This window comes from Hymenobacter aranciens, from assembly GCF_030580865.1.
Taxonomy (GTDB): domain Bacteria; phylum Bacteroidota; class Bacteroidia; order Cytophagales; family Hymenobacteraceae; genus Hymenobacter; species Hymenobacter aranciens.
The window spans coordinates 15,539-34,178 of the sequence record NZ_JAUQSY010000009.1; the positions used below are offsets into that span (position 1 = coordinate 15,539).

Below are 18,640 nucleotides of genomic sequence, written 5' to 3' on the forward strand. Positions count from 1 at the left end.
ACGTGCTGATTAATTCATTATCTTTCTATCACCAACCTTGCCCCTCTATGTCCGCCGCCCACCGCTACTGCGTGTACCTTCTCACCAACGCCACGCGCAGCGTCCTCTACACCGGCATTACCAACGACCTGCGCACCCGCCTACATCAGCATATTCAAAGCCGCGGCAACCCCAAAACCTTCACCGGCCGCTACCAATGCTATTTATTGGTTTACTTTGAATACTGGCCCGACCCCACCGCCGCTATTGCCCGCGAAAAAGAAATCAAGCTCTGGAACCGGGCCAAAAAGAATACGTTGGTAGAGCAATTGAATCCAACGTGGCAGGCTATTGATTTAGAAACATGGACAGGTTAACCAGTACATCGTTCAACGAAGCGGGCGAGGTCCTTTCGCCTCCCTGCGGTCGGCTCAGGATGACGTTCTTTTTGCTCCTGCTCGCCCTGCCCGCCTGCTTCCAGCTGCGCGAGCCCGAGCCCGCCACCACCGCCAGCGAGTGGGTGCAACCCACCCAGATTGACATCCTGCTGAGCAACTTCGTGACGGCCGTGCAAAACGTGAACCCCGCCAACTACGAGCGCAGCTTCCGCGGGGCCGACTACCGCTTCATCCCCGACCCCACCAGCGCGGGCGGCTCCGCCACCGCCATCTTCGCCAACTGGAGCGTGCCCGAGGAAGTCACGTACTTCACCAACCTCAGCCGCCGCTCGGTGCCCGGCGTCAAAAACACGCTCACCTTCAGCAACCGGCGCGACAACCCTTTCAGCGTCGATTCGGTCGAAATCACGGCCCTCTACGATTTGAAAGTGCAGCAGCAGGACACCGCCTTCCATGCCAGCCTGCTGCAGGGCAGCATCCGGCTGGTGGTGGTGCGCCGCCGCGACAACGAGTGGAAAATCAAAGAATGGCGCGACCAGCGCACCGGCACCACCCCCTGCTGGACCGACCTGAAACGGTATTTTTTCACGCGCTAGCCGCCGGGCCCCCAAACCATTCTCTGGGTGAAAATTTCCATTGGCCGTGAATCTACCCGGGTTCATCGGAAAGCCGCCCTACCCCCTCCCGCAGCCCCCCAATTTTGTATCGTCGCCGGCAAGCAAAACCCACCCCGCCGGCCCTCCCGATACCATGAACAAGCTGCTCACCCTCCTCTACATCCTCTCGTTCCTCCTCACGGTACGCCTCGTCAACGCCGCCCCCGTCGCCGGCTCCGACCTGCCCCACTTGTTCAAGCGCCGCCACACGCCGGTGGAGAAAGTAGAAACCCAGGCCGAGCACCTCGCCCGCTTCCAGGTGCAGCTCACCAACGCCCTGGGCCTGCAGCCCCACCAGGTGTGCGTGCTGCACCGCAACCTGCTGGCCCAGGCCGACCCGGCCCTGTATGGCCCCGCCCCCACCCTCACCGAAGCCCTGCGCGCCGTGCTGCGCGCCGACCAGCTAGCTGCCCTGCAGGCTCTGCCTACCAACGCGGCTTTCGTGCCCGAGTTCGAGGCCCTCGCAGTACGTCCCTAGCACGAAAACTCCCCTCCTTGGAAAGGAGGGGATGTTTTGCCGCAGGCAAAACGGGGGTGGTTCGCCCGGTCGCGCCGTCTGGGTGATAACAGAACAAAGTAACTTATCAGGAAAGAATTATTTTATCAGAAGCAAAGTAGCAACTGGCGCAAGTCGGTTGCTACTTTGCTTTTTAACAGCCCTTTCCCGCCCCAAACGGCGCGACCGACTCAACCACCCCCGTTGCGCTTGCAGCGCAACATCCCCTCCTTTCCAAGGAGGGGAGTTTCTCGTTCTATCGTATCTTTCGCTTCATGAAGCTGCCCGCCGCCACTCTTGCTCCTCTCCTGCTGCTGGCGGCCTGCAACCCCTTCGCCCCGGCCCTCGACGAGGTGCCTACCGACCAGAACCAGCTGCTCGGCAACCCCGTGTACGTGCGCGGCTTCTTCGACCGCTTCCGGGCCGCCTACCAGCTGCGCGATTCCACGCTCTACGGCCAACTGCTCGACCCGAAATTCGTGTTTACTTACCGCGACTTCGCCGCCAACGTGGACCGCTCCTGGACCCGCGACGTGGACGCCAACACTACCTACCGCCTCTTCCGGGCCGCCCGCAGCACCAATTTGCAGTGGACGCAGTACCTGCCCAGCTCCGATACCCTGGCCTCCGACACCGTGGCCTACGTGGAGCGCTCCTTCCTGCTCACCATCGAGCAGCGCGATGATGAGCGGTTTTCGGGCGCCGGCACGGCCCGGCTGGTGCTCGTGCGCAAAACCCGCACCGAGCCCTGGCGCATGCGCAGCTGGTACGACCGGAGCGAGTTCTGAGCACGCCCGAAGCGCCATGAGAGACTCCGGACCAAAAGACGATAACCGGGAAATTGCGCTGTAGCGCTTTATCTTCCCCGCTTCATCATCTTTTACTGCTCCCTTATGGCCGAACCTCAACCCCATTCCGCGCCGCATTTCCAGCGCGCGCTCAATCTCTTCGACGCCACGATGCTCGTCACGGGCAGCATGATTGGCTCGGGCATCTTCATCGTGTCGGCCGATATTGCCCGGCAGGTGGGCTCCACGGGCTGGCTGCTGGTGGTGTGGCTGCTTACCGGCTTCATCACCATGGCGGCGGCCGTGAGCTACGGCGAGCTGGCCGCCATGTTCCCCAAAGTGGGCGGGCAGTATGTGTACCTGCGTGAAGCCTTTGGCCGCCTCACCGCCTTTCTCTACGGCTGGACGCTATTCCTCGTCATTCAAACCGGTGTCATCGCCGCCGTGGCCGTGGCTTTCGCCAAATTCACCGGCGTGCTCGTGCCGTGGTTCAGCGTGAAGCACGAGCTGTTTCGTATCGGCAGCCTGCCATTCAGCAGCGTGCAGCTGCTGGCCATCATCCTCATCGTCGGCATCACCGCCCTCAATGCCCAGGGCGTGCGCACCGGTAAAATAATCCAGAACGTGCTCAGCAGCACCAAGCTGGTGGCGCTGGCGCTGCTCATCATCCTCGGCGTGGCGTTCGGGCTGAACCAGGAAGCCATTCAGCTGAACTTCCACGACCTCTGGACGGCCATGCGCCACGGCCCTACCGGCGCCGCCGTGCCCATCAGCGGCACCACCCTCGTCATCGCCATCGGCATGGCCATGACGGGCTCCCTCTTCAGCTCCGATTCGTGGAACAACATCGGCTTCGCGGGCGAGGAAATCCAGAACCCCGAGCGGACGCTGGTGCGCAGCCTGGCCATCGGCACGGCCATCGTCACGGCGCTCTATCTGCTTATCAACGTGGTGTATCTGCTCACGCTGCCGCTGGTGGGCTCGCCCGAGGCTACCACCGTGGCCGGCCGCGGCATCATGTATGCGCAGGACGACCGCGTGGCCACGGCCGTGGCCGAGTCGGTGCTCGGGCCGGCGGGCGCCTACGTGCTGGCGGTGCTCATCATGCTCAGCACCTTTGGGGCCAACAACGGCATCATCCTCTCCGGCGCCCGCGCCTACTTCGCCATGGCCAAGGACGGCCTGTTCTTCCCCGGCCTGGCTCGGCTGAACCGCAACGGCGTGCCCGGCCGCGCCCTCTGGGCCCAGTGCCTCTGGGCCTGCCTGCTCTGCCTGAGCGGCTCCTACGGCGAACTGCTCAACTACGTCATGTTCTCGGTGATTTTGTTTTACGCTGTCACCATCGTGGGCATTTTCGTGCTGCGCCGCACCCGGCCCGATGCCCACCGCCCCTACCGCGCCTGGGGCTACCCGGTCATTCCGGGCCTCTACGTGCTGCTGGCCACGGCCTTCTGCATTATCCTACTCATCGCGCCCGACACGGCCGAGTTTTCGCGGCGCGGGCTGGGGCTGGTGGCGCTGGGCCTGCCGGTGTATTTCCTGTTTGGCCGCAAGTTTCAGCGCGAGTAAGGCGGAATTTAATTCCGCGACATAAATAAAAAAATGCCGCCGCTTGAGTCAAGCGGCGGCATTTTTTCATCATAACTCGAAACGGCCTAGCGGCGGCGCTTCTTGCCGCCACCGCTGCTGGGCGAGGGCGTCAGGGTCACGTTCACGGGCTGGTTGCCGCGCGATTTAACCACTTCGTCCTGGTAGCCGCCGTAGCCATACACCAGCGTGTTGTCGGCGCCGCCGGGCACTTCGAGGCTGTAGTTACCGTTGGCATCGGTACTGGTAGCCTTGCTGCTGCCTTTCAGAAATACCGTGGCACCGATGAGCGGCTTGCCGTTCTCATCGAGGATGCGGCCCGTCAGGTTTTCGCTGCTGGGAGCGGCGGGCTCGGGCGCTGCGGCGGGGGCTGGCGCGGCTTCAGGCTCGGGCGCGGCGGCGGCGGGCATTTCGGCAGCTACTTGCGGAGCCGCAGCCGGGGCAGCCGGTACCACCGCGCCAGCCGAGGCTACCGGGCGGGCAGTAGTAGTCGGGGCGTCGGATGCGGCCTCAGTGGCCGGCGCCTTTTTCAGGCCGGCGGCAATGCTGTCGGCCGCCGTAGGCATGGTGCCGGTCACAGCCGCATCGTCGAGCATGAAGCTGGGCGTGACGGAGGCCAGGCCGCTGCCGTTGCCCTTGGGCAACAGCACGTAACCAAGAATCAGCACCAGCATGATGCCCCCCAGGATGAGGGCCAGCCGGTTGTTGCCCGCCGAAAGCTCTTCTTCTTCGGCGGCCACGTTGGGGTCGATTTGTTCGTCGTCAGGGGTGGGTAGCTGTTGGGCCATTGGGCAAGATGGGAATTTTTGAAGGCAAAAATCAGAATAAAGAAAAACCGGGCCGGGGGCCGCAGGAAGTCGTCCGCAAGTTAGGGGTTTGGCGAGTGAAATCGGACAGGCGGCCGCGTAATTTCCGGTGCATCGACGTCAAATAAAAAACGCGGCCGACTCCGCTGGTGCAAAGTCGGCCGCGCCGAGCAATTGTAACTGTTAGATTTATTGGCCGCTTGCCTCATTAGCCGGCTTGGCCGGGCCGCTGGGCGCCTTGGCCCCAAAGTCCTGGTCCTGGCTGCGCACGCCGTTCGAAAGGTCCACGCTGCCCTCGGTTTCGAAGCCCGGGCCCTGCGACTGCTCGTTGGAATCGGAGTGGTTGTTGCCGCCCTGGGGCTCGGTTTCGGAGCCGTGGATGTGCAGGTTTTCGAGCTGGTCCTTCTGGTTGTCGCGCTGGGTGTAGCCGTGGGCGCCGGTGTTGCGGTGGGCCGTGGGGTCGTTGCTGGCTTTGTTGTTGCTCTGGTCCTGCTGGTATTCTTTTTCCTTCTCCAGCTGCTCGTTATGCGATACTTTGCCGTTGCTGATGATATCGGCGTGCTCGCCTTCGTCGGGGTTGGTACCGTCGCCGGAAATGTTGTCGGGAAGCATATTGTTGGGGGTGAAGAGGTGATGGAGTGAGAATGTGAAGAGGTTTACGCGAATGAGCGCCGGGCGTTATCATTTGCGTTTCCATTTCCTTATCCCGCCTCTACTCACCTTTTCACGTCATTCAGCTTCCAGTCGTAGGGGTAGTAACTAACCGCATAGCCGGCCGGAATCAATTTACCCTCTCTGAACTGGTTGACGTAAGCCACGCCGGTTTTGCCGCTGGCCTTGAAATCAGCCTCGTACCACTTGAAAATTTCCGAAAGGTGGACTTTCTTAGCCGCCGCATCCACCCGCACGAATGCGGGGTCCTGCAGCACCCGGCGGGCCTGCACCGTGAGCTGGGCGTCGAGCAGGTTGCCCACGTAAGCCTCGCGGTTGAGGCGGGGGCAGCCCTTGGCCCCGCACACCAGCGCGAAGTGGGTGCGCGGGTCGGCATAAGGCTCGCGGATTTTTTTGGTTTCGAGGTCGTTCAGCGTCAGCTTGTCGCCGGCCACGCTCACGGTATTCTTATCAAAAAAACCCGGCACTTTCTGCACCGATTCGAGCGGGTAGCGCGCCACCACTTCGCCGATGACCAGCACATTATAGGCATTGAGGTAAAAGGCCTTACGGTCATTTTCCGTAGCCGCCGCCGCGTCAAACGTTTCGATGCGGCGCAGCAGCGCCTGCAGCTCCAGCGGGTTGCGCTTGATGGCGGCGTAGTTGACGTTGCCCTCGGCATCGACAAATTTCTTAAAGTATGCCGTAGTGGCCGCCGCAAGGTTGGGCGTGGGCGGGGCGTGTGGCTTCAGGGCCAGCAACGGCGCGGCCAGCAGCAGGGCGCCCAGCAGCGCCGTCGGCACCCACCAACGGCGGGGTAGCAGAAATTTTTTCATCGGGGTAGAAATGAAAAGTGAAACATGACTACAAAGTAACACCGGCGCACCGAAAATTGGCTTTTTCCGGGTTCCGAACCGGCCCGGGGTTTACCTTTACTTGCTACTCTCATGACCGCCGCTCCCTTCCACCTCGTCATCATCGGCAACGGCATCGCCGGCATCAGTTGCGCCCTGACCTTGCGCCGCCTGCGCCCCGAGGCCCGCATCACTATCGTCTCAGGCGAAAGCCTGCACCATTACGCCCGCACAGCCCTGATGTACGTGTACATGGGCCACCTGCGCCTGGCCGACATCAAGCCCTACGAAGACTGGTTCTGGCGCGAAAACCAGCTCGACCTGGTGCATACCACCGCCACCGCGCTGCACCCGGCCGGGCAGCGCGTAAGCCTTAGCAACGGGCTGACCTTAAGTTACGACGCACTATTGCTGGCCACCGGCTCCGAAAGCCGCTTCCACGACTGGCCCGGCCAGCACCTGGCCGGCGTGCAGGGTTTCTACAATCTCTCTGATTTAGAAGCCCTGAGCCGCGATATCCACGGTATCCGGCGGGGCGTAGTGGTGGGCGGCGGCCTCATCGGCATCGAGCTGGCCGAGATGCTGCACTCGCGCGGCATCGAGCCGCTGCTGCTGGTGCGTGACGCCCACTACTGGTCCAGCAGCCTGCCCCCGGAAGAAGCCGCGCTCGTTGATTATCAGATAAAACAGAATCAAATTCCCGTGCGCTACCACACGGAATTGCGCGAAATTCTGGGCGACGCGCAGGGCCGCGTACGGGCCGTGCGCACCACGGCCGGCGAAGAAATTGCCTGCCAATGGGTGGGCCTGGCCACTGGTGTGCGCCCCAACCTGACGCTGGCCCGCACGGCCCCGGCGCTCGAAACCGACCAGGGCATTCTAGTGGATGAGTATCTGAAAACCACCCTCCCTCACGTGTACGCCGCCGGCGACTGTGCCCAGCACCGCCTACCCGCTGCGGGCGAGGTGCCCATCGAACAGCTCTGGTACACCGGCCGCATGCAGGGCGAAACCGTGGCCCACACCATTGCGGGGCAGCCCGCCCCCTACCGGCGCGGTATCTGGTTCAACTCAGCTAAGTTTTTCAACCTCGAATATCAGACCTACGGCCGTGCCCCCGTCGCCCCGACTGACGGCCTCAGTAGTTTCTACTGGCAGCACCCGATGCGGCAAGTAGCGCTGCGTATTTATTTTGAAACCAGCGACTCGCAAGCCGTCACCGGCTTCAATGCGCTGGGCCTGCGCCTGCGCCACGCCGTCTGCGAGCAGTGGATTCGGCAGCGTACGCCGCTGACCACGGTGCTGGCCCGGCTGGCAGAAGCTAATTTTGACCCCGAGTTTTTTCCCCGGCACGAAGCGGCTATCGTACGGGCATTTAATCAGCAGTTCCCGCAACAGGCCATCGCAATCCGGCCTAAGCGCAGGCTGTTTTTCTGAGTTACGAGTTAAAAGTGGAGAGTTAAAACGAGGTCTTCGGAAACCCAACCACTCCCCGGCAGATTTTAACCTTTAACTTTTCACTTTTAACCCCCTTTCCGTGGATTTCGAGAAATTATACCGCCCCTCGGCCCTCAACAGCTACCAGTTCATTGCCGTGACCGGGCTCATCATGAGCGGGGCGGCACACCTGATTATCAAATACCTGGTGGCGCGCCCGCTGCCCACCGGCTTCGGCTGGCTCTACGTATGCTGGGCGGGGCTCTACGTGGTGGGCTCCCTGCTGAACCTCTTTGGCAAGCCCAGCAGCGGGCACCACCATCACCACCACTAGCCAGCTCACCGATGCCTGACGCCTACCAGCTTGCCCCACCGCTACCCGCCCGGCTGCCTTTCGAAAGGGCTGCCCTGACGGCCGTGGCCGCCGGGCTGCTGGGCCTGCTCCTCACCTTAGCCGATGCCGACCCGCACCGGCAACAAACCTGGTTTTATGCGGCACTGGGGCTGCTGAGCGTCGGCACCTTAGGCTGGAGCTGGCTGAAATACGGCCAGCAACCCGCCGGCGTGAGGCAGGATGGCCTCTGGCAGTGCGCCAGCACCAGCCGCGGCGCCGCGGCCTGGGTTACGGGCCTGGTGCTGACGGGCTTCTACATCATCCTCTACTGGTTTCCCGACTATCTCACGCACCTCATCCGCCCGCTCGATGGCTTCAGCCACAGCCTGCGCGGCCGGCCTGCCGACCAGTGGTTTCTCTACGGCACTTTCTACACCCTGGCCGTGGCGCTGATGGGTGCCCGGGCACTGTGGAAATACCGGCACTCGCGCTACCAGGCAATCCGCACGCTGTCAGTCATGTTTTTCCAGACTGGCTTTGCATTTATCCTACCCGGGCTGCTCCAGCTATTCCAGAAACCAGAGTTTTATTTCAGCTATTTCTGGCCGCTGAAGTACGATTATTTATTTCCGAGCACGGTCGGTTATTTAATTGATAACGGCCAGGCGCTGGGCGTGTTCATGGTATTCTGGGGCGCGGCCATGTCCTTCATCGCCACGCCGATACTCACTTATTTCTACGGCAAGCGCTGGTATTGTTCCTGGGTATGCGGCTGCGGCGGCCTGGCCGAAACCGCCGGCGACCCCTACCGCCACCTCGCCGACAAAAGCCGCGCCGCCTGGCGCTGGGAAGTGCGAATTATTTACCCCATTTTCGGGCTGATTATTCTTATTACCGCCTTACTGTGGTTGAATACTGCTACGCATAACGTATTGCTCGGCAGCATCTCCGGCAAGGCCGCACAGTGGTACGGCTTTTTCATCGGCTCCATTTTTTCGGGTGTAGTGGGCGTGGGCTTCTACCCTATTTTCGGCAGCCGGGTGTGGTGTCGCTTCGGCTGCCCGATGGCTGCCTACCTGGGCCTGCTCCAGAAACATTTCTCCCGCTTCCGCATCAGCACCAACGGCGGCCAATGCATTTCCTGCGGCAACTGCTCGAATGCCTGCGAGATGGGTATCGACGTGCAGCAGTACGCCCAGCGCGGCGCGCCCATCGTGCGGGCCAGCTGCGTGGGCTGCGGCGTGTGTAGCACCGTGTGCCCCCGCGGCGTGCTCAACCTCGAAAACGGACCGCGCGAAGGCCGACTGCTGGCCTCGACGCTTATTCACGCCGATTCGCTGCGAATACTGAGTTAAGTATGCCAACCAAATTTATTTCCACCAGTCTTGGGGCCATATTCACCCTGCTATTACTCTGCGGTTGTTCGGCTTACAGGCACAGCCAGCCCGATTTGCCCACCAGCCAGCGGCCCTGGAATAGCTTGGCTACCGATTTGACCTTGTACCCGCCCAACGCCGCCGCGCTATTCACGCCCTCCGACTACACCGGCTACCCCGACCACCGGGTTATATTGTTTCGTCGGCAGCCGGGCGCCACGCAGTACCATCAATATCGACGCATAACCACAGTAAAGGCATTGCCTACGCTAAGTAATTCTGCGGCTGACTCTATTGCCCAAAGCGAGTATCCTGCGCGAGTGCCGGCAGCTCTTCGCAAAACTTATTTTAACTCGGCGTTTCATCAACCATTCGAAGCCCCCGGTACAACACCGATTGCTCCTTCTGCCCTGCTGATTGACGAAGTAGAACTACCTAACATCGAATGGCAAGGTTTTCTGAATTATGTCGTTCGCGACTCGGGCCAGGCAATTGCAGCCCGCTATTTCCCAGCTCCCGCCAGCCTGCCACTCCCCACTTATTTCACCGACCCGTTCTATCGCTACTTCCCGGTAGTGGGCCTGAGCCGGACGCAGATTGAGGCGTATTGTCGCTGGCGCTCAGCCGTCACCACCAAATCCCTGAGTGATTACCGTGAATTTGGCCCTACTCACCCCAACTATATGGTAATGACTTACCGACTGCCCACCGAGGCCGAATGGGAATACGCGGCGGGCAGTATTTATGCGGCCACCGAGCCTTATGGCGTACCACAGGCCATCAATCGCGCCCGGATTAAGCTAAAAGCCGCTGACTACTTGCGCACTCGCTCGCGCAGCACCCAGGTCATTGAGCAAGTACGTGCCGATGTAAAAGCCTTTAATAAAGCCTCACCGGAGCTCATTCAATTTAATTGTCAGCGTTCGGCTCCCTACTTCCTGGCCCTGCCTACCCCCGGTTACGTCTTCGGCCTGCCGCAAAACTTCTACGGCCTCTATCAAATGGCTGGCAACGTGGCCGAACTGGTGCAGGAGCCCGGCCTCACCAAGGGCGGCAGCTACCTCGACCCGCTCGAAGCCTGCTCCATCAAGGCGCGGGGCCGTTATGCGGGGCCAGCCCCGTCGGTGGGGTTCCGCTGCGTGTGCGAGCTTAGCTTTCCAAACCAGAAACGCTAATCTCAGCTTCCAGCATCTGCTTAAGCACCGCATTGCGCTGGCGCAGAAAGTCCGTCAGGTAGCGCGTCAGAAACAATTGCTCGAACCAGCGCCCGACGAACCCCACCGGACTTTGAAAATCAAACACATCGCGCATGTGCGTTCCCCCGGCCACGGCTTCAAAATAATGGTCGTGCCGCAGCCACCGAAAGGCCCCGCGCACCTGCTCATCCCGGAAATGCGTTGGCGGCGTGGCGGCCGTGATGCGTACCGTCAGGTGCTGGCGCAGGCCGAAATGCCGGCCTTCCCAGGTCACCACGTCGCCCAGTTGCAGCTGCCCGCCGGGCGGGGCTGCCAACACCCGCTCGCCAGTTTGCTTAGCTGATTCGGCATGTGCTTGCGTGTTCAATGCCAGCGCATAGCAAGCCGCCGGTGGGGCTGCGATAAACGTGCTCATCTCAATGCGCGGCATAGCTCCTGGCTCAGGCTTCCAGCGTCTGCAGCACCTCCTTGGTTTTGCTGACGTGGTCGGTAGCGCCGCTCAACGAATTAAAAATATAGCGGATAACTCCCTCCTTGTCCACCACAAACGTTACGCGGCCCGGCAGCAAACCCAGCAGCGCCCGCGGCACCTCATAGAGCTTGCGCACCTTGCCGCCCATGTCGGCGAGCAGCGGGAAGGGCAGGCGGTTTTTCTGAGTAAATTTCTGATGCGAAGCCTCGCTGTCGGAGCTGATGCCGATAACGTCGGCCCCAAGGTCCTGAAAATCCTGGTATTCATCCCGAAAGGCGCAGGCTTCGGCTGTGCAGCCGGGCGTTTCGTCTTTGGGATAAAAAAACAAAACCAGGTGCCGGCCGCGCTGCTCACTGAGGCGAAAATCGGTACCGGTGGTGGTTTTGAGGCTGAAATCGGGGGCGGACTGACCTACCTGGAGCATAGTTTTGAAAGAATATTCATGGCCGGAAGTCGGCTACCGACGAGCTTTACGCTGGCAGCGGCATCTTTGTGGGCGCGTAGTTCCGCGCCTGCCTGGCCAAACCGCTCCCGGCGCCACTTGTTTTCCCGCATGTCCCTTGCCCCACCTGCGCCCCGCATCGGCGTCATCATTCCGGCCTACAACGAGGCCCAGTCCATTGCCCTCGTACTGGCCGAAATCCCGGCCGGACTGGTGCAGGAAGTGGTGGTAGTGGATAATAATTCGAGCGACGACACCGCTGCCCGCGCCCGCGCCGCCGGGGCCACCGTGCTGCACGAGCCCCGCCCCGGCTACGGTCACGCCTGCCTGGCTGGCATGGCGCATTACTTTGCCCAACCCACCGAGCAGCAGCCCGCTGTTATCGTTTTCCTCGACGGCGACCACTCCGACTACCCCGCCGAAATGCCCGCCGTGCTGGCCCCAATCCTGCGCGACGAGGCCGATATGGTCATCGGCTCGCGCGCCCTGGGCGAGCGCGAGCGCGGCGCCCTGCTGCCGCAGCAGCGCTTCGGCAACTGGCTGGCCACCCGCCTGCTGCGCCTGCGCTACGGCGGCACCCACACCGACCTGGGTCCCTTCCGCGCCATCCGCCGTGAGGCCCTGCAACAACTCGGCATGGTGGACAAAACCTACGGCTGGACCGTGGAAATGCAGGTGAAGGCCGCCCGGCAGGGACTGCGCACCGTGGAAGTACCCGTGCGCTACCGCCGCCGTATCGGCGTGAGCAAAGTATCAGGCACGGTGCGCGGCACCATCGGGGCCGGCTATAAAATTCTGTGGACCATCTTCCGCTACTGGTAGTTTTTTCGTAGGTCGGCCGAAAAATACCCCTAGCTTTGGCTTTCCCCATGCGTCCCGCTATTTCCTCTTCCCTCTGCTGATGCCGGTTTTGCCCCTTTTACTGTTGGGACTTTACGGCCTTTGTTTGCTGTTTATCATCGGCTTCAGCGTGGTGCAGTGGCAGCTTACGCGCCTGGCGCTACGAGCTTACGCCCAGCCAACTCCCCTCCCACCAGCGCCGACGGCCTGGCCCCACGTCACGGTGCAGTTGCCGCTCTACAACGAGCGCAACGTGGCCGAGCGCATCATCGACGCCGCTGCGGTCCTCGACTACCCACTTGATTTGCTGCACATCCAGGTCCTCGACGACTCCACCGATGATACCGTGGCGCTGGTGGCCGCCCGCATAGCCCACCACACCACTCAGGGCCGGCGCATCAGCCACGTGCGCCGCTCCAGCCGCGAGGGCTACAAAGCCGGCGCTCTGGCCCACGGCCTCCATCTGACGGATGGCGAATTCATCGCTGTGTTCGATGCCGATTTTGTGCCGCCGCCGGATTTCCTGCGCCAAACCATCCCTCATTTTGCTACCAGTCCGCGAATTGGCGTAGTCCAGACCCGCTGGGGCCATCTCAACGCCGACGACTCCCTACTAACTCGTCTGCAAGCCTTTGGTCTGAACGCGCATTTCCTCATAGAGCAGGTTGGCCGCCACTCCGGCGGCCATTTTATCAATTTCAACGGCACCGGCGGCGTGTGGCGGCGCAGCTGCATTGCCGATGCCGGCGGCTGGCGCGCCGACACCCTCACCGAAGACCTCGACCTGAGCTACCGCGCCCAGCTGCGCGGCTGGCACTTTACGTATTTGCCCGCCGTGGTAGCCCCCGCCGAGCTTCCTGCCGTGATGGACGCCCTCAAATCGCAGCAGTTCCGCTGGAATAAGGGTGCCGCCGAAACCGCCCGCCTGCACCTTGGCACCGTGTGGCGCTCCGGCGCCCGCCTGAGCACTAAGCTTCACGCTACCTTCCACTTACTCAATAGCAGTGTGTATGTAGCCATTCTGTTGATGGCGCTGCTGAGCGTGCCGTTGGTATTCATCAAGGCCGGGCATCCGCAGTGGCGGCTGGCGTTTCAACTGGCGGCGATATTCCCGCTGGCGTTTTTGCCGCTGGTGTATTATTTCCTCACCGCCTGGCGTCTGGGCCAGACCAAGCGCAGCCCACGACGCAGCTATCCGGCATTTTTCCTGCTGTTTCTGTCTGTGTCGATGGGCTTGGCGCTACACAATGCGCGGGCGGTGCTGCTGGGCTGGCTGGGTCAGCGCAGCCCCTTCATCCGCACGCCCAAAACCGGCAGCCAGCCCAGCGCCCGCCGCTACCGCACCGGCGGCCTCGACGCCTTAGTGCTGCTGGAAGGTCTGCTGGCCGTCTATTTCGTCTTCGGCATGGCCGCTGGGGTGTATGCGCACGATTTGGGCCTGCTGCCCTTCCACCTGCTTCTGGCTAGTGGGTTCGGCACGGTGTGCTACTATTCCATTCGCCACGCCCGCTAACTTTGGCTAATCAATGAAGCCTCGGCCCCAGGTTATTACAGGGAGTGCGGCGGCGCTATCCGGGCTGGCATATCTGGTGTTGGCTTACGTTACTCCACGGGCTGATTTTCTGCAGTTGGTACTGCTGTTCGGGGTAGCGCTGGTGAGCTATGTGGTGCTGTTGCGAAGTGGTATTTCCTGGCAACGAGGCCTGGGGCTGGCCCTGCTGCTGCGCCTGTTGTGGCTGCCTGCCACGCCCGCACTATCCGATGATTTTTACCGCTTTCGCTGGGATGGGCTGCTGGTTGCTAATGGCATCAACCCTTTTCAGTTTCGCCCAACGGAAATAGCTCCTGCTGTTGCCCTTAAACCCGGGCTTCAGCCGACGCTGGCCCACCTATTTCCCCGACTAAATTCGCCTGATTATTATTCCGTTTACCCACCCGTTTGCCAATTTATTTTTGGCGCAGCAGCTAAATTATTTCCCGCTTCTGAAATCGGTTTTATCATCGCTCTAAGGCTGATTTTGCTAGCTGCCGAATGCGCTTCGGCCTGGCTACTACTGCAACTGCTGGAGCTACTGAAGCAGCCGCGCAAACTAGCGCTATACTATCTATTGCACCCGCTGGTTATTATCGAGCTTGTTGGCAACCTGCATTTTGAAGTATTGGTCATTGCACTTGTTCTGTTAGCTGCGTGGCTATTAGCCCGGCAAAAAACTCACCGGTCTGCATTAGCACTGGCATTGGCAGTTGCCACCAAATTACTGCCAGTAGTTGTGTTGCCATTATTAATTAAACGGCTGGGCTGGCGTCAGTTTATTATTTACCTGGGCGCTTTCAGTGCTTCCCTTGTTCTATTGTTTCTCCCCTTTGCTTCCACCGAATTAATTGGCAATATCAGCAACAGCCTCCGGCTTTATTTTCACCGTTTCGAGTTCAACGCCAGCCTGTATTATTTGCTGCGCGCCGTTGGTTTCCGCCTCAGCGGCTACAATGAAATTGCTATTATTGGCCCGGGGCTGGCGCTGGTTTCGGCACTCACGGTGCTCACAGCAGTCTGGCTACAGCGCAGGTCACTAGCCGGACTTGCCGTTAGTCTGCTGCTTATTCTAAGCGTTTATTATCTGTGCGCCACCACCGTGCACCCGTGGTATATCACGCCGCTGATTGCCGTGAGTGTTTTCACCCGCTTTCGCTACCCGCTGGTGTGGGGCGGGATGGCCATTCTATCCTATGCGGCTTACCGAGATGCCGTTTACACCGAAAACCTGGGCTTGGTGAGCTTGGAATATGCCGTTACGCTAGCCTGGCTGGGCTACGAGTTATTTTCTACCCGCCTTGCCAACGCTTCACTCCCCGCGCCACGCCCGTAAATCAGCCACCGTATCAACGTCGGCCAGTTGTGGCAGCAGCGCTACGCGCAAACCCAGCCGCGCCGCATCGGCTAGGGTAGCGGCCCGCACGGTAGCCGTGCTCCATTCTTTATTGGCAAACAGTAACATATGCAGCTCTTTCATTGCCAACAAGTAATACCCACCATCTGTGGCTGGTCCCAGCACTATATCATGGTGCTGGAGCAGTTCAAAAGCCTGTTCCAGATGCGCAGCCCGCAGCCCCGGACAGTCGGTACCGATAATGGCGACGGCGGACGCTCCAGCCACAAAAGCGGTGGCAAAAGCGGCAGCCATACGGTGCCCCAGGTCGCCGGCCGGCTGCAGCAGCCAGGGCAGGCCGGGCCATTCCGGCAGTTCAGCCGTGGGCAAATCCGGTGCATCGGCCAGCCACACGGTGGCGGGAATGCCAGCCGCTCCCACCGCGGTGGCCGTGATAGTTAACAGCTCGCGGTACACCGCCAGCGCGGCCGTGTCGCCGATGTCGGCCGCCAGGCGGGTTTTTACCCGCCCCAGCACGGGCTGGCGGGCAAAAATGATCAGGTGCCTACTCAGGCCATTGCTTAATTTAGTCACGTCACCAAACACTTAATTGCGCCGCACCCGAATCTGCACCCGCTCGCCATCTTCGCTGGTAGTGGGCTGTACATCGATGCGGTCGGCTTCGTCGAAGTACGTGGCCAGGCCGCGCACGATGCCCACGGCCAGCCCGCCCATCCGGCGCGGCGAGACGTAGTCAATAATGACTTCGTTTTCGCTAACGCGCTTCACGTCAAGCACCGGCGGCGCGTTTTCGGTGTGCTCGCGGCGCACGTGGGTGTGCATCACGGCTTCGGTGTGCTCCAGCATTTCCAGCGTCTTCCACTCGGGGCGCATCAGTTTCTGGTACATATAGAGCAAATCGGGCACGAGGTACTCGCCAAATTTCTCGTGCAATTCGCCCGCCGGGATGCCGGTTTGCTGAGCGGCGTAGCCAATTAGGGCGTACATGTGCTCGTCGGGGTACACCGTTTTGCTGTTGAAATCAAGGCTGCTGATGCCCGCCAGCTCCGTCAGCTGCACCCAGGTGCTGTGGTCGTACTGCGTTTGCACGTAGCGTTTTAAGAGCGAGAAAATCGTACCGTGCATAATGTCAATCAGTAATGAGCAATGGGCAATGAACAATTGGCCGGGCAAAAGTAAAGCTTCTACCCGGCCAATTGTTCATTGCCCATTGCTCATTACTAGTTGATTCTAAATGGCGCCCATCACCGTCATCGTGCTAAGCGTGGGATTAACGCTGCCACCGGCGGGCTCTACCGTCATGGCAAAAGCCTGGGCGCTGGCGATGTCCTTCATGTGCTGCAGGCTGTCGCCGGCGGCGGTGCCCACGGCCAAAGTGCCGGCATCCACGGGCTTGCCGTTGTCGAGGGCCCAGAGCTGGTACTGCTTGTCGGCGGGCAGGGCGGGCAGGTTCTTCACGTCCACGTACACCGCTTTGGTGGCGAGGTTGTAAAGCACGCGGGCCTTGGCGGCGGGGGCCGCTTTGGTGCCGGCCAAGGCCACGGCGCGGAATTCGTCGTTGCGCAGGATGGCGTTTTGCTCCTGCATGGCGCCGAGTTGCTGGCGGTAGTTGGCCTGGGTGGCGGCGGCGATGCGGGCGTTGTCGTTTTGCAGGGCCACGAGCTCGCCGTTGGCCTGCTGCCAGTTGTTGTAGAGCAGCGCGTTACCTACCAGACTCAGCAGCAGCGCCACCGAGGCGGCAATAGCCCAGCCGGAGGAGCGCGCAGGGGCTACTGGTTCGGGCGCGTTGAGCGGGAGCACGGGCGTGCTGGTAGTAGTTTCAGCGTGACGGGATTGCACCAGCTCATCCACGTCGGCGCGGAGACTACTGGTAGCGGGTCGGGAAGCGGGTGTGGCCGGAGTTTCAGCCACCGGGGAGTTCAGATTGGCCAGCACGTGGCCCAGCACGCGCTCGCGCATGCCAGCCGGGGGCGTGATGGCGTGGGCTTCGGCGTAGAGCCCCAGGGCGGCCTGCACCTGTGTAAGCTCCTGGCGCACCGCCGGATGGCGGGCCGCCTGGGCTTCCACCTCGGCGCGCTCGGCGGAGCTGAGGTCACCTAAAGCATAGAGCTCCAGGATGCCGGATTCGATATAAGCTTGGATGTCTTGCACGTTAATTAGCGAATCAGTTTGCTTAATAGCTTGATGGCGGTGCGGGCGCGGGTTTTCACCGTGCCCAAGGGTAGGTCGAGTTCTTCGGCGACTTCACTTTGGGTGTAGCCTTCGAAATAGAGCAAATCAATAATCTGGCGCTGCTCGGGAATGAGGGTTTGGGTGATTTCCTGCAGGCCGATGTGTTCGGGGCGGAAGGTCGCCGGAGCGGCTTGGCGTTGAGCCGTCAAGCTGTCATCCAGCCCCATTGTGCGACTACCTACGCGGTGCTGGCGCGAGCGGATTTTGTCAATCGACAAATTGCGGCAAATATTAACCACCCAGGTAAATAGACGGCCTTTGCTGGCGTCGTAGCTGGCGAAAGCGTGCCAGATTTTGACCATTGCTTCCTGGAGCACGTCTTCGGCTTCGTCTTCGGCTTTCACGATGCGGAAGATGACGCCGTAGAGGGCGGCCGCGTAGCGGTCGTAGAACTCGGTCATAGCCGCTTCGTCGCGGGCGCGCAAACGCTCGACAAGTGCTTCCTCGGCCGCCGAGGGCAGCGAGATTGGGGGAGAATCGGACACGGGAATACCGGATAGGTGGAAGTGACAGCAGCCGGGACTGGCTGCCATACGGTGGCGAAAATACGCCATCCCTCCTACATAAGATGCGCCGACCTACGGTTTAATGGCGGTTTAATGTGGGCAGCGCGATTTCAGCCCCGCAATATGATGGTTGTTATAAACCCCGGGCTTCTGGAAACAGTCCTTTGATGAACCCCAGCGTGATAAGCAAGCCGCGAAGCGGCGCCACATTGGTAGCCTGAGAAGGGGCCGTGAATATCAGAGCCGCAAAGCGGCGGCACCTAACGTTAGGTGCCGCCGCTTTGCGGCTCTGATTAGTTGACTACCAACGTGACGCCGCTTTGCGGCTGATTGGCTATTCTTTTACAAATCCCACACCGAACTACGCTGCTCGCGCATGGCGTGGCGCACGTTCATCCAAAATACTCCGGCGAAATAGAGCACGATGGGCGAGCCGAAGGTGAAAAACGACACGTACACAAACGACAGCCGCACGCTGCGCGTGCTGAAGCCCCAGCGCTGGCCCAGGGCCGAGCACAAGCCGAATGACTGCGTTTCGAGGAAGTCGGTGAGGCGTTTCATGGGGCGTAAAGGTAAGGACGCGAGCGTGGGAATGGGCTAAAGATACAACCGGCCGGCGGGCCAACGCAAGCTGCGCTGCCTACTTTCGTGCGGCCGCAGCCAGCCGTTGCGGTGTTTTTTACGTTTGCAGGCTAAAATTAA

22 protein-coding genes are annotated in these 18,640 nt (G+C 60.9%); 12 read left to right on the forward strand and 10 right to left on the reverse strand.

Annotated elements, in window-relative coordinates; all coding sequences use genetic code 11:
- Nucleotides 1-47 precede the first annotated feature (47 nt).
- The 5 genes from Q5H93_RS14140 to Q5H93_RS14160 all read left to right on the forward strand — a co-directional run bounded on the left by Q5H93_RS14140 (nt 48) and on the right by Q5H93_RS14160 (nt 3,886).
- Nucleotides 48-356, forward strand: coding sequence for a GIY-YIG nuclease family protein (locus tag Q5H93_RS14140; protein ID WP_305007211.1), 309 nt, complete (start codon nt 48-50; stop codon nt 354-356).
- Nucleotides 357-427: 71 nt separating this feature from the next.
- Nucleotides 428-973 carry a hypothetical protein gene (locus tag Q5H93_RS14145; RefSeq protein ID WP_305007212.1) on the forward strand — a complete coding sequence of 182 codons (546 nt, stop codon included), beginning with the start codon at nt 428-430 and terminating at the stop codon, nt 971-973.
- Nucleotides 974-1,127: 154 nt separating this feature from the next.
- Nucleotides 1,128-1,511, forward strand: coding sequence for a hypothetical protein (locus Q5H93_RS14150; RefSeq protein ID WP_305007213.1), 384 nt, complete (start codon nt 1,128-1,130; stop codon nt 1,509-1,511).
- A gap of 293 nt (nt 1,512-1,804) precedes the next feature.
- Nucleotides 1,805-2,317: a hypothetical protein gene (locus tag Q5H93_RS14155; protein ID WP_305007214.1), complete on the forward strand. Its 513-nt coding sequence runs from the start codon at nt 1,805-1,807 to the stop codon at nt 2,315-2,317.
- A 105-nt stretch (nt 2,318-2,422) separates the two neighbouring features.
- A complete protein-coding gene (locus tag Q5H93_RS14160; protein ID WP_305007215.1) occupies nt 2,423-3,886 on the forward strand; it encodes an APC family permease in 1,464 nt (487 codons plus the stop codon).
- Nucleotides 3,887-3,972: 86 nt separating this feature from the next.
- On the opposite strand, the gene Q5H93_RS14165 is transcribed toward Q5H93_RS14160, so the two are convergent.
- The 3 genes from Q5H93_RS14165 to Q5H93_RS14175 form a co-directional block, all read right to left on the reverse strand.
- Nucleotides 3,973-4,692: a carboxypeptidase-like regulatory domain-containing protein gene (locus tag Q5H93_RS14165; RefSeq protein WP_305007216.1), complete on the reverse strand. Its 720-nt coding sequence runs from the start codon at nt 4,690-4,692 to the stop codon at nt 3,973-3,975.
- A gap of 207 nt (nt 4,693-4,899) precedes the next feature.
- Nucleotides 4,900-5,322 carry a hypothetical protein gene (locus Q5H93_RS14170; protein ID WP_305007217.1) on the reverse strand — a complete coding sequence of 141 codons (423 nt, stop codon included), beginning with the start codon at nt 5,320-5,322 and terminating at the stop codon, nt 4,900-4,902.
- Nucleotides 5,323-5,426: 104 nt separating this feature from the next.
- The gene (locus Q5H93_RS14175) at nt 5,427-6,197 is read right to left on the reverse strand and encodes a DUF547 domain-containing protein (RefSeq protein WP_305007218.1); all 771 of its coding nucleotides are present in this window, start codon (nt 6,195-6,197) and stop codon (nt 5,427-5,429) included.
- A gap of 111 nt (nt 6,198-6,308) precedes the next feature.
- Here Q5H93_RS14175 and Q5H93_RS14180 point away from each other — a divergent pair, with 111 nt between their 5' ends.
- The 4 genes from Q5H93_RS14180 (at nt 6,309) to Q5H93_RS14195 (ending at nt 10,537) form a co-directional block, all read left to right on the forward strand.
- A complete protein-coding gene (locus Q5H93_RS14180) occupies nt 6,309-7,652 on the forward strand; it encodes an NAD(P)/FAD-dependent oxidoreductase (protein ID WP_305007219.1) in 1,344 nt (447 codons plus the stop codon).
- Between the two features lie 100 nt (nt 7,653-7,752).
- Entirely contained in the window at nt 7,753-7,986 is a 234-nt protein-coding gene (locus Q5H93_RS14185) for a hypothetical protein (RefSeq protein ID WP_305007220.1), read from the forward strand.
- Nucleotides 7,987-7,997: 11 nt separating this feature from the next.
- Nucleotides 7,998-9,341 (forward strand): 4Fe-4S binding protein, encoded by a 1,344-nt coding sequence (locus Q5H93_RS14190; protein WP_305007221.1) that lies wholly within the window; start codon nt 7,998-8,000, stop codon nt 9,339-9,341.
- A gap of 2 nt (nt 9,342-9,343) precedes the next feature.
- The gene (locus Q5H93_RS14195) at nt 9,344-10,537 is read left to right on the forward strand and encodes a formylglycine-generating enzyme family protein (RefSeq protein WP_305007222.1); all 1,194 of its coding nucleotides are present in this window, start codon (nt 9,344-9,346) and stop codon (nt 10,535-10,537) included.
- On the opposite strand, the gene Q5H93_RS14200 is transcribed toward Q5H93_RS14195, so the two are convergent.
- Nucleotides 10,512-10,988: an SRPBCC family protein gene (locus Q5H93_RS14200; protein ID WP_369811022.1), complete on the reverse strand. Its 477-nt coding sequence runs from the start codon at nt 10,986-10,988 to the stop codon at nt 10,512-10,514. The two genes, Q5H93_RS14195 and Q5H93_RS14200, sit on opposite strands and share 26 nt — an antisense overlap.
- Nucleotides 10,989-10,998: 10 nt before the next feature.
- Nucleotides 10,999-11,454, reverse strand: a complete 456-nt coding sequence (locus Q5H93_RS14205; protein WP_305007224.1) for a peroxiredoxin — start codon at nt 11,452-11,454, stop codon at nt 10,999-11,001.
- A gap of 129 nt (nt 11,455-11,583) precedes the next feature.
- On the opposite strand from Q5H93_RS14205, the gene Q5H93_RS14210 reads away from it, so the two are divergent.
- The 3 genes from Q5H93_RS14210 (at nt 11,584) to Q5H93_RS14220 (ending at nt 15,179) form a co-directional block, all read left to right on the forward strand.
- The gene (locus Q5H93_RS14210; RefSeq protein WP_305007225.1) at nt 11,584-12,294 is read left to right on the forward strand and encodes a glycosyltransferase family 2 protein; all 711 of its coding nucleotides are present in this window, start codon (nt 11,584-11,586) and stop codon (nt 12,292-12,294) included.
- Nucleotides 12,295-12,373: 79 nt separating this feature from the next.
- The gene (locus Q5H93_RS14215) at nt 12,374-13,825 is read left to right on the forward strand and encodes a cellulose synthase family protein (RefSeq protein WP_305007226.1); all 1,452 of its coding nucleotides are present in this window, start codon (nt 12,374-12,376) and stop codon (nt 13,823-13,825) included.
- Between the two features lie 13 nt (nt 13,826-13,838).
- Nucleotides 13,839-15,179 carry an MptA/MptB family glycosyltransferase gene (locus tag Q5H93_RS14220; protein WP_305007227.1) on the forward strand — a complete coding sequence of 447 codons (1,341 nt, stop codon included), beginning with the start codon at nt 13,839-13,841 and terminating at the stop codon, nt 15,177-15,179.
- Here Q5H93_RS14220 and Q5H93_RS14225 read toward each other — a convergent pair.
- From Q5H93_RS14225 to Q5H93_RS14245, 5 genes are all read right to left on the reverse strand, one after another.
- On the reverse strand, nt 15,156-15,785 hold the full coding sequence (locus Q5H93_RS14225; protein ID WP_369811023.1) for a TIGR04282 family arsenosugar biosynthesis glycosyltransferase: 630 nt from the start codon (nt 15,783-15,785) through the stop codon (nt 15,156-15,158). The genes Q5H93_RS14220 and Q5H93_RS14225 overlap by 24 nt on opposite strands.
- Complete coding sequence (locus Q5H93_RS14230; RefSeq protein ID WP_305007229.1) at nt 15,786-16,325, reverse strand: heme NO-binding domain-containing protein; 540 nt, start codon at nt 16,323-16,325, stop codon at nt 15,786-15,788.
- 105 nt (nt 16,326-16,430) lie between these two features.
- Nucleotides 16,431-17,351 (reverse strand): anti-sigma factor, encoded by a 921-nt coding sequence (locus Q5H93_RS14235; RefSeq protein ID WP_305007230.1) that lies wholly within the window; start codon nt 17,349-17,351, stop codon nt 16,431-16,433.
- 5 nt (nt 17,352-17,356) lie between these two features.
- The gene (locus Q5H93_RS14240; protein WP_305007231.1) at nt 17,357-17,917 is read right to left on the reverse strand and encodes an RNA polymerase sigma factor; all 561 of its coding nucleotides are present in this window, start codon (nt 17,915-17,917) and stop codon (nt 17,357-17,359) included.
- 363 nt (nt 17,918-18,280) lie between these two features.
- Nucleotides 18,281-18,499, reverse strand: coding sequence for a PspC domain-containing protein (locus Q5H93_RS14245; RefSeq protein ID WP_305007232.1), 219 nt, complete (start codon nt 18,497-18,499; stop codon nt 18,281-18,283).
- Nucleotides 18,500-18,640: the final 141 nt, after the last annotated feature.